The organism is Phycisphaerales bacterium (genome assembly GCA_016699835.1).
Lineage (GTDB): Bacteria > Planctomycetota > Phycisphaerae > Phycisphaerales > UBA1924.
Genome location: CP064987.1, coordinates 1,393,118 through 1,405,426, shown reverse-complemented (window position 1 = coordinate 1,405,426; position 12,309 = coordinate 1,393,118). Strand labels below are relative to the sequence as shown.

Below are 12,309 nucleotides of genomic sequence, written 5' to 3'. Positions count from 1 at the left end.
AAGGGTTGAGGAGTTGAACCGATGAGCGCGACACGTCGAGCACGGACCAGGAACGCCATTCGCAAACTGCGCGAGCGCACGGGCATCGCCAGCGTCCTCTCCATGATGCTTCTGATCATGTTCGGCTCGCTGGCGGCGGCGATGGCGATCGTCAGCAAGGGAAACATCGCGACGGCCGCAACGAACATCCGCGTGATCCGCGCGCAGGGCGCTGCGGAGACAGGGCTGGAGGTCGCCAAGGCGCGACTCTCCGACGCCGCGGGTCGCTTCGTCGTCTCCAACAGCAAGATCACGTCGACCTTCGGGACCTACCTGTGGACCGGGAACTCGGGCGGAATCGGGACCCACGTGGTGATGCCCTCGAAGATCGGGCCTCTGGACCTGGGGACACCCTCGGGCGTGGCCGCGGCGCTCATGCAGATGCACTCGGTGGACCAGAACACGGTGCCCGAGGCGGGCGTCGCGTCGGTGGCGCTCACCAACGCGCCCTCGGGGACGAGCGCGACGGACTACTCGCTGACGAACTGGGTATACACGCCCGGCGTGGCCGTGGAATCGCCCGTCGCCGGAGGCGCGCCGCCGGTCTGCTTCCAGATCACCTACGCCCCCCTCGCCAACGGGACGGACATCCGCGTGATCTCGACCGGATACGACTTCAGTTACCTCCGCAACGGCCGCCCCGTGAAGCGGACGGTCTCGCAGGACTACCGCATGATCAAGCGCGTGAACCACGCGATCATGAGTCCCAACCGTGTCATGATCGGGAAGAACGTGAACGTCGAGGGGAGCATCGGCTCGACCTTCACCGATGTCACGTTCAACGACGGCGATCCGATGGTGATCCGATCGGACTTCTACGGGCTGAACGCCGTACTCGATCAGAAACTTGACGACTTCTTCGCGGCAGTCAAGGCGAACGACGTGGATGGCGACTCACGCCTCCGAGTCGGGCACCCGGTAGAGGGCCAGGCCGTCTCACCCAGCCAGTCCTACACCGATGGCTCAGGGAACCCCGTCAACCCCTTCACCGACGTCACCAACGACGGCTTCGTGGACGACTTCGACATCTTCATCAAGCACTTCGATCAGAACAACGACGGGAAACTCACGCTCTCGGCCGCGCTGACCGCCGGGACGCCGGCGTCGGGATTCGCCGCCGAGTTTTCGGTGGATGACAACCTCGCAATCCTGATCGATGGCGGCGTCCCGGATCGAAACGCCAACGGCGTGTACGGGTATACCGATACCAACGCCAATGGGCTCTGGGACAGCGCCGATGGGAACATGAACGACTGGAACGCCGCCGAGGACACCGCGGGACGCAACGGCAACAACGACCAGGTCCTTGGGTTTCGCGACGGGTACATCGACTATCGCGATCGCTATGCGAAGGTCCGTGGCGGGCTGGCCTTCCGCGCGACGCAATCGGCGTGGGAGACGTCCCAGGGCGCGGTCGAGGATCGCCTCCGGGGTGCCGTGATCCCCAGCGAGGGTGTCGCCGCGCAGCGCTACGGCGTTTCGACCGATGAACTCCCGGATTTCGACATCAACACCTTCGACTCGTCGCGGACGGACCTGCAGTCGGCGGCGGACGGGCAGCCCTTCAACGACCAGGTCGCCACGCAACTGGGGATCTCCTCAGGCCAACTCGCGACCTATGTCGAGTCCCAGCCCGATGGCTCCGCCAACCCGCGCTTCCTCCGCCTCGATCCCGATGTCGCGCCGCTCGACGGGCTGCCCGACAACTGGGCAACGGCATACTACGAGAAAATGCCCTACGCCTCCCCGAATCACACCGATTACTACTACCGCCCGGTCTATGAGAACATGACCTTCCGCGACGTGATCATTCCCGCGGGAACGAACGCGCTCTTCAAGAACTGCACGTTCATCGGCGTGACGTACGTCCGCTCGACCACCGCCAACACGCACGTCCTATGGGGCGAATACGGCAAGATGACGATGGACTCGACATCCGGGCGTCCCAAGTTGGCCTCGCCGCGGATGGTGTACGGCGACGACGCCGGCGAGACGAGTTATCCCGACATGCTCCCGTCGTCCGCCAAGCCGCCCAGCCAGATGATCCTGATGGCGCAGCCCCCGATGGACAAGGCGGACATCCCCGACGACGAGGTGGCGCTCACCATGGGCTACAACAACCTCCCCGACCCGCTCATCGTCTCGGGGAAGCGAATCACGGACACCAAGGCGCTCTCAAACAACCTCCGGTTCCACGACTGCCGGATCATCGGATCGATCGTGAGCGACTCGCCGACGAACTACACCAACTCACGAAACAAGATCCAGTTCACCGGCTCGACGAAGTTCTATCAGTCGAACCCCGACGATCCCGAGAATCCGTCGATCAACCCCGAGTCGGTGGACGAGGACGTGATCGCCGAGAGCTCGCTGATGCTCCCGCACTACTCGGTGGACCTCGGCTCGTTCAACAGCCCGGCCTCACAGGACCTGCAACTCCAGGGCGTGATCATCGCGGGCGTCATCGACGTACGCGGGAATGCCACGATCGACGGGGCGCTCATGCTCACCTTCAAGCCCCAACTCGGGCAGGGCCCGCTCCAGGATGCGACGGGCGCGCCCATCGGCAACCCCGCGGGATTCAACTCGACCATCGGCTACTTCGGGATCGACGACGGCGACGAAGAGTCATACGACCCCTCGATGCTCCCCATCGTCGGCGGCGTGCCCATCGTCGGCTATGACACCAACGGCGACGGGATCGCCGATGTCGGGCCCGACGAGGTCCAACCCAGCGGCTCGACGCCCGTCCCATTCAACGGCTACGGACGCATCGCGATCCGTTTCAATCCCACCATGTCCATGCCGGACGGCGTGATGCTCCCCATGCAGTTCACGACGGTCACCGGCTCCTATCGGGAGGGCACACGATGAACCGCAGCCCGCGCGCCCGGCGCGCCTTCAGCATGATCGAGGTCCTCATCTCGTTGGCGATCACGGGGACGCTCCTCGCCGCAGCCCTCGCCGCCCTCGACGCCTCGTTCAAGAGTTACAAGGTGACGAGCGAGGGCGCTTCGACCCACGTCGTCACGCGCATGGTGATGTACCGCCTCATGACCATGATTCGCACGGGAACCGAGTTCGGGCCCTATCCCGCCGACGTCCTGAACGCGGCCCAGAACCCGCTCAACAGCACCTTCATCGAGTTTACCACCAACGAGAACGCCGGCGCGGGAACCAAGCAGATCGTCCGCATCGAGCGACGCGACACCGCCACGGTCGGGACCTACGAGTTGTGGTATGTCCAGAAGGACTACGCCGGCGGCACGCTCACCTCGACCCAGGCCAGGCCGCTCCTCGTGGGAGTGAAGGAGGCGACGTTCGAACTGCAGTACGACGTCGGACCGAGGCTCAAGAAGGCCACGGTCGACCTGACCGTCCTTCCCAACGACCTCGACGACGCGAGCATCGGATCGTCGCTCCAGACCCCGACGATCCGCATGGTCTCATCGGTCTCGCCTCGGAAACTGGACTAGGTCCGCCGGAGCGACTCGATCGCCTCGGGAACGAGGTCGGCGAGTTCCATCGCCAGCAGGCCCGAGGGCGTGTCGTGGCGTGACGCCCACATCTCGCCCGCGAGCGCGTGGGCCTGCACGCCCAGACGCGCGATATCAAAGAGCGAGAGTCGCGGCACGGTCATCCGTGGAGACGGGGGCGTGCCCGCGTGCTGGGCCGCGAGCGACGCGATGACTCCCGCGAGCACATCGCCCGTACCCGCCGTCGCAAGGCACGCGTGCCCACGATCACAGACCCAGGTCTCATGCCCATTGCTCACAACCGTCCCCGCGCCCTTGAGGACGACGATGGCGCCAAGACGTTGGGCCAGGGCCTCGGCGGCGAGCGGACGCGACGCGGCGTCGGTCGGATCATGGGTGACCCGAAACGCCGACGCAAGGCGCTGAAACTCTCCGGGATGGGGCGTCAGCACGCACGGTGCGCGGAAGTCTCGCCACAGGTCGGGAACCTGCGCGAGCACATTTAATGCGTCGGCATCGATCACGACCGGCGCATCTTCCTGCTGGATCAATCGCAGCACAAGCGGCGCGGCGTCGGGCGCGTCTCCCAGCCCCATGCCCACGGCCACGGCGGTCGCACGCGCCATCGCCTCGTCGAGTTGCGCCGCCGCCTCGTGGGTGATAAGCGAGCCGTCGTCGTGGGTGCGGAGCGCGAGGCCCGTCGCCGAGGGGCAGAGGGAGATCCCGGTCTGGATGATGGGCGCGGGCATCGCGAGTTGGACGAGGCCCGCTCCAGCGCGAAGTGCCGCATGGGCCGAAAGGGCCGGCGCGCCGATCATCCGCGCGTCACCCCGGCAGCATCCCCCGACGACAAGGACCGTGCCGAACGTCCCCTTGTGCCCCTTGGGATCGCGCGCAGGAACGCGAGGCAGTGGGGAGGGCTGGTGTGGCGGGTGTGAGTCGTGCTCGCTCATGGCTCGGTCGATTCGACGGCAATCTTCACACGCCCAAGCAGCGGCACAAGATTCACGAGCGACTCGGTCACGTCGGTGTCGTTCAGGCTCGAGACGCCGAGCGTGATGTGCGTCGCGTCATACGGCGTGTTGCCGGGGAGCGTCGCGTCGAGATCGACCCAACGCTTCGTGCCGTCAACCTCGAGCAGGGCCTGCGTCCACATGTGATAGCCGAAGATGGACTTGGCGCCCGCGAACGCATCGGCGTAGATCAAGCCGCACGCCGCCCGCGCCGGGATCCCGTCGAGTCGCAGAAGCGTGGCAAGGAGCACGGCGTGCTCGCTGCAGTCGCCCTCGCGATCACGCGCGATCTCCGACGCCGTCGCGAACCCCACGCCCAGACTCTTGCGCCGGATGTACTCGTGCACGAACCGCCGCATCGCCTCGGCCCGCTCCCGTGGCGAGTCCTTGGCGTTCTTCACCGCACGCTCATGCAGATCCTTGAGTTTCTCGTCGGTAAGGTCGGTCATGGCGCTCGTCGCGAGCCACGCCGGGTTCTTCGCCTCGTCGGGCGTGATGGCGTTGGGGAACGACGTGTCCACGATGATCACCGAGGCCTTGTCATTCTCGCGCCGAACGCTCTGCGATCCCGTCGCGGGAATGTCGGGCATCTCGCCCTCGTCGATCGAGAGGCGGTATCGTGCTTTGGCGACCGTGCGCGGTCCGTTGATGGCGCGATCAGGCGTGACGAAGGTGCGCACCATGAGTTCCGGGGGCGCGAAGTCCCTAGTCGCCTCCGCCTGCGTGGAGAGCGTCATCTCGATGCTGATCGGCCCCATGTGGGTGGTGGTCTTGATCATGTCGCCGTCGTCGTTGGTGTGCACGGTTGTCACCACGCCGGGCAACTGCTCCATCGTGACGCTCGCCTTGTGGAGGTCCATCGCCTCGCCGAGAACGGTGAGCGTCTCTCGTCCCTCGTCGGTCTGCGTGACCTTCATGAGCCGCAGGCCCAGGCTCGGGTCGATGGTGTTGAACGAGACCGTCTTCTCGCCCTTGGCGATCTGGGCCTTGACATATCGCTCGGACGCAGCGAGGGGGAGCCACGCCTCCTGGAAGTTCGGAAGCGTCTTTACGGTGACCTTCTTGTCCTGGGTGGTCGTCTGGGTGATGCCGTCCTTCCCGAAGATCCACTCGTTCTCGACCGGCGTCTTGCTCATGGTCTGCTTGGAGACGATGGACTTGGGCGTCCCCTCGGGCGTCTCGACAAAGCTGGTCTCGGTGGAGATCTCCAGGGCGGTCTCGCCGCGTCCAATGCGCATGGACGACTCGCTGAGCGTGGAGATCTCGTCAGCGGTCGTGGTCTGGACGGATCTCATCCACCCCGCCCGCTGACCGCCGATTTCAACTATGTACCAGTGCGTCTCGATGGCGGGGATGGGCGCGGCCGAGGTGGCGTGCGTGCTCGCAGGCGGCTCGAGCGTGGTTGCCTGGGCCACGACCGGCGACGCGACGCCGAGGAGCACCATCGCCCACACGCCGCGCATCGCCCCACGCCTTGCCCGCGTCCTGATCCTCTCGCTTCGCATCGAACAACTCCTTCCGCAATCACTCATCATTCCACGATCCACAAGGCCCAATTGCGTGACGCCGAACTGTAGTGCCCACTACCCTTGCCCCGTGATCGATACCCACTGCCATCTCACCTTCCCCGATCTCTCCACCGAGATCGCCGGCGGCGTCGAGGGCGTCCTCGCCCGCGCAAGGGAGCACGGCGTTACCGGCTGCATCACCATCTCCACCACCCACCACGACGCGAAGAACGCCCTGAGCGTCGCGAAGCGATTCGACAACGTCTGGTGCACCGCCGGCGTGCATCCGTTGTACTCCGATGAGATGCCGCATGATTGGTCCGCGATCCGAGAGGTCATCGCCGACCCGCGCTGCGTCGCCTGGGGCGAACTCGGCCTGGACAACCACTACGACAAGCCGCCGAGAGACGTACAGCACGCCGTCATCGCCGAGCAACTCGCGACGATCGAGTCGTGCGTGCGCGAGGGGGTCGCCAAGCCGATCGTCATCCACTGTCGCGAGGCCTTCGCGGATCTCATCCCGATACTGCGGTCCTCGACCCTCGACCCCTCGCGATTCGTCTTCCACTGTTTCACAGGCACACCCAACGAGGCGAGGATGGTCCTCGACTTCGGCGCGTGCCTCTCGTTCACCGGCGTCGTGACCTATCGCAACGCGAAGGACGTGCAGGACGCGGCCCGCCTCGTGCCCCTCGATCGGATCATGGTCGAGACCGACGCGCCCTTCCTCTCTCCCGAGCCACACCGCGGCACGCGCCCCTGCGAGCCGTGGATGTCGTCGCTCACGGCACGCTTCCTCGCGAAACTCCGTGGCGAGGAGTGGGGCAGGTTCCACGCCGTCATCAACGAGAACACACGCCGTTTCTTCGGGATCGAAGTCCCCGCCACCACCTGAACCACCGTAGAACACGCTCTCACTTTCGCCATGCCCACACTCGCCGCCTACTTCCACGACATCAACCCGTTCCTCGTGCGGTTCACGCCATCCTTCGGCATCCGCTGGTATGGCCTGTCCTATGCGCTTGGCTTTGTGATCGCGTGGCTCGTGCTGCTGCGCCTGACGAAACGCGGCGTCGTCCGTCTCGCGCCCGAACGCCTCGGCGACGCCATGCTCACGCTCATGCTCGGCGTGCTCGTCGGCGGACGACTGGGTTACTCGGTCTTCTATGACCGACCCCTGCTCTGGACGTTCACCAAGTCCGCGCCGTGGTGGAGCCTCCTCGATATCACCAACGGCGGCATGGCAAGCCACGGCGGGATGATCGGTGTGCTCATCGCGACGTGGATCATCTGGCGCCGTGAGAAGCGAGCAGTGATGGCCCAGAGTGGAACCGGCGTCACAGAAGCCGCATACAACGCAAGTGCCGCCGCTCCCTATCTCCACTTTGCGGACGCATGGGCCTTCGTCGCGCCCTTCGGCCTGATGCTCGGGCGCCTCGCCAACTTCATCAACGGCGAGTTGCTGGGGCGCATCGTCGCCAAAGCCGGCGAGGACGCGCCTTGGTGGGCCGTCCGTTATCCACAGGAGATCACCTCGGGCCAGGCAACCAATCTCACGCAGGCCCAGCAAGGCGCGCTCGACACCATCATCGCCAAGTTCCGCACACCCAATGGCGACATGGAGCACGCCGCGAAACGCATGATCGAGGCCATCCAGGATCGGGGATTTCCTGGTCGGCTCGACCTGATCCACGACTTGACGCCCTACATCAACGCGCGGGCGCCCTCGCAACTCGTCCAGGCGATGGCGGAGGGTCCCGTGCTCCTCGTCGCGCTGTGGATCATCTGGGCCAAACCACGCTCACCCGGCATGGTCGCGGCGGCGTTCCTCATCGTCTACGGGATCCTCCGCATCGCCACCGAGTTCGTTCGCCTTCCAGACCCCGGCGTCGCGGGCCTCATGGGACTGAGCCGCGGTCAGGCGCTGAGCGTCGCCATGATCGTCGTCGGCATCGCGTTCGCGACCCTCGCGGTCCGACTCGCTAAGGTCGGACGGGTCACGCCATTGAAACTCGGCGGCTGGTTGCACCCCGCCCTGCCCGCAGGGGCGTCGTCTCGCGCGGAATCGCCGACGTAACTCGTCCCGAAACTCGCCCTGGACTCTCGTACAAGGCCATCGCACCACGCCCCCAGCCACTACGATGGACCGGAGCCGGCCATGCGGTCCGGCGAAGGAATCGCACACTCCATGAACGTGCTCGTCACAGGTGGCGCCGGCTACATAGGTTCGCACGCGACCGCGCGCCTCCTGCGCGATGGGCACCACATTCTCATCATCGATAATCTCCACCAGGGGCATACCAAAGCGGTCGACGTGCTCCGCTCGCTCGCGCCCGAGCGAGTCTCCTTCGTGCGAGCCGACATCAACCAGACCGACACGATCTCCTGCGCCATGCGCGATTCGGGCATCGACGCCGTCATGCACTTCGGCGCCCTCGCCCTCGTCGGCGAGTCCGTCGAACACCCGCTCGACTATTACAAGGCCAACGTCTCCGGGACGGCCTCGCTCCTCGCCGCGTGCGAGAGCGTCGGCGTCGCACGCTTCGTCTTCTCGTCGAGTTGCTCGGTCTATGGGCAACCCCCCGAGTCGATGATCCCCGTCCCCGAGACCTGCCCCTTCGCCCCCATGAGTCCCTATGCGCGGACCAAGCACATGGGCGAGCAGTTGCTCGCCGACTTCGCCGCCGCCCGCCGACGCGCCGGCCACGAGTTCGCCTTCGTCGCCCTGCGTTACTTCAACGTCTGTGGCTGCGACCCCGAGGGGCGACTCGGCGAGGACCACACCCCCGAGACGCACCTCGTCCCCAACGTCATCAATGCCGCCCTCGGCCGCACGCCCCACGTCGCGATCTTCGGCACCGACTATCCCACGCCCGATGGCACCTGCATCCGCGACTACGTCCACGTGAGCGATCTCGCCGACGCCCACGCCCGCGCGCTCAACGTCCTCACGCCGACGACGAGCGACGCCTTCAACGTCGGCATCGGCAAAGGCTCCTCGGTGCGCGAGATCATCGACGCCGTTCGCGAGGTCTCCGGGAAGGATTTCAAGGTCATCGAGCACCCGCGCCGCCCCGGCGATCCACCAAAGCTCTGGGCCGATCCGACCAAGATCACGAGCGTGCTCGGCTGGAAAGCCCAACACACCGAACTCCGCGAGACCATCGCCACCGCCTTCCGCTGGTTCGAGAAGCACCCCAAGGGATACGCGTCATGAGCCTCCAATCCCGGTTCTCTCTCTCGCTCATCGCCCTCCTCGCCTCGACTCATGTCCTCGCGTCTGCGTCTGCCCAGCCCGAGCCCACGACCTCTGACTCGCCACACCCATCGATCGTCGCCGACGGCTCAAAGTCCCAACCCAACTCCGACGAATCGACTCGCCCGTATCGCGAGATCGACGCCTCGCTCCCCGCGCTCGCGCCCGTCTGGCCCGATCGATTGCCATCGCCCATAGGCTCCGACTCACCGCGTGGCGTGATTGTCGATCTCGACCTCAAGGGCGGCACGTGGAGCCTGGGCCGAATCCCTGCGGGCCGCGACGTCAGGCCACCGGAAGATCCCGTGCTCGCCGCCGCGAAGTCGATCTCCGGCACGCAGCGCCTCTCGTGGGAAGGCCCAAACTCCCTCATCGCCACCTTCACCGAGCCAGGCCCGCTCCAAAGGAACAAACTCAAACCCGCGATGGGATTCGTCTTCATCTCCGCCACCGAGCATCGCATTGTCGATGACGAGGGACACGTCGCCGTTCCACACGTCCCCTCGGCTTCCGCCTCGCGCACATGGTTCGTCCTCCACACGCCAGAGCACCCCCGCGCTGTCGTGCTCCTCATGCCCGGCATGCTCGGCACCCCCGAGGGCATGCTCGAACTCATGGCCAAACGCCTCATGGCGCGCGACATCGCCGTCCTCCGCATGATCGCCCAGCCCTCGCGATTCACGCAGCACGCCGAGTTCATCGTCCCCGATCGCGAGAGCATCCCCTCCCTCGCCGGACACATCGCAGAGGTCTTCGGCGATCGCACCGCCGAGTGCGCCTACGCCGCCCAGGCCGCCTTCGAGCATGTCTTCAAGGCGCACCCCGAACTCGCGAGCGTCCCGCGCGTCGCCATCGGCTACAGCGCCGGCGCCATGACCCTGCCCACCGTCCTCGCCCTCGAGCCCGACAAGTACGCCGCAGGCGTCATCGTCGGCGGCGGGTGCCACTACTGGCTCATCAGCGAACTCAGCAACTACGCCACCATGATCGACGCGATCGTTACCAACTGGGGCGCCACGCCACCAACCGCCGATCTCCGCTCCGATCTCGCCGAGGCCTACCTCGCCCACGCGCCCCTCGACTCCTTCCACACCGCGACGATCCTCAAGGGCACGCCGATGCTGATGTACCAGGCGAAGGCTGATCTCGCCGTCCCCACCGAACTCGGCGATGTGCTCTGGGATCGCCTGGGCAAACCCGAGCGATGGCTTCGCGACGGCGGACACGAGTCGCTCTTCTTCCAGCACCTCCCCAAAGACCTCGACGCGATCGTCACCTGGATCGAGTCGAACGCGAAACTCAAGGAACTCCCCGCCGAGCCAAAGGAATCGAGCCACCCGTGATCGCCGTCGTCAGCCCCTATCACGTCACGACCCGCGAGCCGCCCGCGATGGCCTCCCTCCTCCTCGCCGACGAGGTCGTCACGCTCCTCCCGGTGCCCGCGGGCGCGCGAGACGCCCTCCAGGCCCAGACCTCCGCCGGCGCGAGCCACTCATACCTCGAGATGATGCGGACCTGGGCCTGGGCCGCACCGCTCTGGAAGGCAGGGGTCATCTCGGGCGATCTCGACGCGGACTCTCCACTCACCGACGTGCGTGAGATCACGCGTCGCCTCGCCGACGATCCCGAGTGCTCGCCCCTCCACTCGATCCTCCGCCCCGAACTCTTCGAGCACGAGGCCGCGTATCTCGCCGCCCTCGGCGCCGACATCCTGAAGAGTGGCCCGGACCCCGCGATCAACGTCCCCATCGCCGCGGGCCTCGACCGCTTCGCCATCCGCCACCAACTGCTCGTCGCCCGATCGACGCCCACGTCCTACGTCCAGCACGCCGAGCAGAAACTCGCGAGACCTCTCGCCTCCATCGCCATTCCCGTACTCATCCAGGCGTCCGCGGAGCGTCTGATGCTCGCACGCGAGGTTCTCGAAGACGCCCTAGAGCCGCTGCGCCATGAACTCGCAAGCCTTGCCGAGACCTCGCGCGAGAGCAACACCTCACTTTCCTCCGCCGCCGAGGCCTACGCCCGCTCCTTCGCCGACCTTCGTCCAGAGTTTCTCGACGACTCGCGCGAAGACGACGTGCGTCCCGTCGAGTGCACCGTCGTCCTCACCTTCGAGGCCCTGCCCTTCGACGCGGTCGTCCGTTCCAGCCTCGCGGCCATGCGACACCTCGTCGGCGCCCGCTCGGGACCGTCGCCCGGCGTCATCGATCCGTCGCCCGAGTCCGTCGCCCTCGCCCCCGCCTTGCCGGGCGACTCGGGCGAGGTCATCGCCATGGTGGTCAAACCACTCGGCACACCTGTGCCCCGCCCCGCGCGCCTCCGCTGATTCGCAGTCAATCGTTCAGCACGCCGTGCTCCCGAAGCGCCCGCTCGATCTGCGGCGCGGTCTCGCGTTCGTGATCGACGAGCACGCCGCGCCATCCCAGCCTCGCCGCCGCCTCGATGTTCTCCTGAAGATCATCAAAGAACAGGATCGACGGGCCCCGAAATCCCGTCGCCCGCTCGAAGGCCTCATAGATCTCCACCCCGGGCTTGGCATGCCCCAGAAGATGGCTCGCGTGCCGATGCGTCAGGAGCGCGGGCGTCGGAAAATCCGCTGGCTTTCCCTTCTCCGGAAACTGCCGCCGCCAGTGCGACGCGTTCGTGTTCGAGAGCATCCCCGTCGCCACGCGGCCCTCGCGCGCCACCCGTCCGACCACCTCGCCAACACCCTCATACTCATCGATCAGCCACGCGTCGTGGATCCGTTGGAGTTCCTCGATCGAGTACAACCCCTCGACTGCCTCGTGCAGTTTCGAAAAGAACTCGTCGCACGACACCCGACCAGTCTGGTACGCGTGCGCCAAGGGTTTCCGCCGCGCGCTCCACTCGGCCGTCGCCGAAGCCCCGCGCGTCCCAAGCCCCGCAGCCCGGCACCCCTCCTCCCAACTCCGCCAATGCCGAAGCAGCACACCACCCCAGTCAAAGCACACCATCTCGATCGACATGAAGACCTCCAGGTGCCGCCGCGTCTTGGG

10 protein-coding genes are annotated in these 12,309 nt (G+C 66.2%); 7 read left to right on the top strand and 3 right to left on the bottom strand.

Annotated elements, in window-relative coordinates:
- Positions 1–21: 21 nt before the first annotated feature.
- Positions 22–2,913 (top strand): hypothetical protein, encoded by a 2,892-nt coding sequence (locus IPK69_05835; protein ID QQS10139.1) that lies wholly within the window; start codon positions 22–24, stop codon positions 2,911–2,913.
- Entirely contained in the window at positions 2,910–3,515 is a 606-nt protein-coding gene (locus IPK69_05830) for a prepilin-type N-terminal cleavage/methylation domain-containing protein (GenBank protein ID QQS10138.1), read from the top strand. Before IPK69_05835 ends, IPK69_05830 begins: the two co-directional genes overlap by 4 nt.
- On the opposite strand, the gene IPK69_05825 is transcribed toward IPK69_05830, so the two are convergent.
- Together IPK69_05825 and IPK69_05820 are read right to left on the bottom strand one after the other, a co-directional pair.
- Positions 3,512–4,468, bottom strand: coding sequence for an NAD(P)H-hydrate dehydratase (locus IPK69_05825; GenBank protein QQS10137.1), 957 nt, complete (start codon positions 4,466–4,468; stop codon positions 3,512–3,514). The two genes, IPK69_05830 and IPK69_05825, sit on opposite strands and share 4 nt — an antisense overlap.
- Positions 4,465–6,033, bottom strand: a complete 1,569-nt coding sequence (locus IPK69_05820) for a transglutaminase family protein (protein QQS10136.1) — start codon at positions 6,031–6,033, stop codon at positions 4,465–4,467. Before IPK69_05820 ends, IPK69_05825 begins: the two co-directional genes overlap by 4 nt.
- A gap of 91 nt (positions 6,034–6,124) precedes the next feature.
- Between IPK69_05820 and IPK69_05815 the strand changes: the two genes are divergently transcribed.
- The 5 genes from IPK69_05815 (at position 6,125) to IPK69_05795 (ending at position 11,618) form a co-directional block, all read left to right on the top strand.
- On the top strand, positions 6,125–6,931 hold the full coding sequence (locus IPK69_05815) for a TatD family hydrolase (protein QQS10135.1): 807 nt from the start codon (positions 6,125–6,127) through the stop codon (positions 6,929–6,931).
- A gap of 30 nt (positions 6,932–6,961) precedes the next feature.
- Positions 6,962–8,113, top strand: a complete 1,152-nt coding sequence (gene lgt / locus IPK69_05810; GenBank protein QQS10134.1) for a prolipoprotein diacylglyceryl transferase — start codon at positions 6,962–6,964, stop codon at positions 8,111–8,113.
- Positions 8,114–8,224: 111 nt separating this feature from the next.
- Positions 8,225–9,253 (top strand): UDP-glucose 4-epimerase GalE, encoded by a 1,029-nt coding sequence (galE, locus tag IPK69_05805; GenBank protein QQS10133.1) that lies wholly within the window; start codon positions 8,225–8,227, stop codon positions 9,251–9,253.
- Entirely contained in the window at positions 9,250–10,635 is a 1,386-nt protein-coding gene (locus tag IPK69_05800) for an alpha/beta hydrolase (GenBank protein ID QQS10132.1), read from the top strand. The genes galE and IPK69_05800 overlap by 4 nt, the downstream gene beginning before the upstream one ends.
- Entirely contained in the window at positions 10,632–11,618 is a 987-nt protein-coding gene (locus tag IPK69_05795) for a hypothetical protein (GenBank protein ID QQS10131.1), read from the top strand. Before IPK69_05800 ends, IPK69_05795 begins: the two co-directional genes overlap by 4 nt.
- Positions 11,619–11,625: 7 nt before the next feature.
- Here IPK69_05795 and IPK69_05790 read toward each other — a convergent pair whose 3' ends face one another.
- Positions 11,626–12,279 carry an HAD-IA family hydrolase gene (locus IPK69_05790; GenBank protein ID QQS10130.1) on the bottom strand — a complete coding sequence of 218 codons (654 nt, stop codon included), beginning with the start codon at positions 12,277–12,279 and terminating at the stop codon, positions 11,626–11,628.
- Between the last annotated feature and the right edge of the window lie 30 nt (positions 12,280–12,309).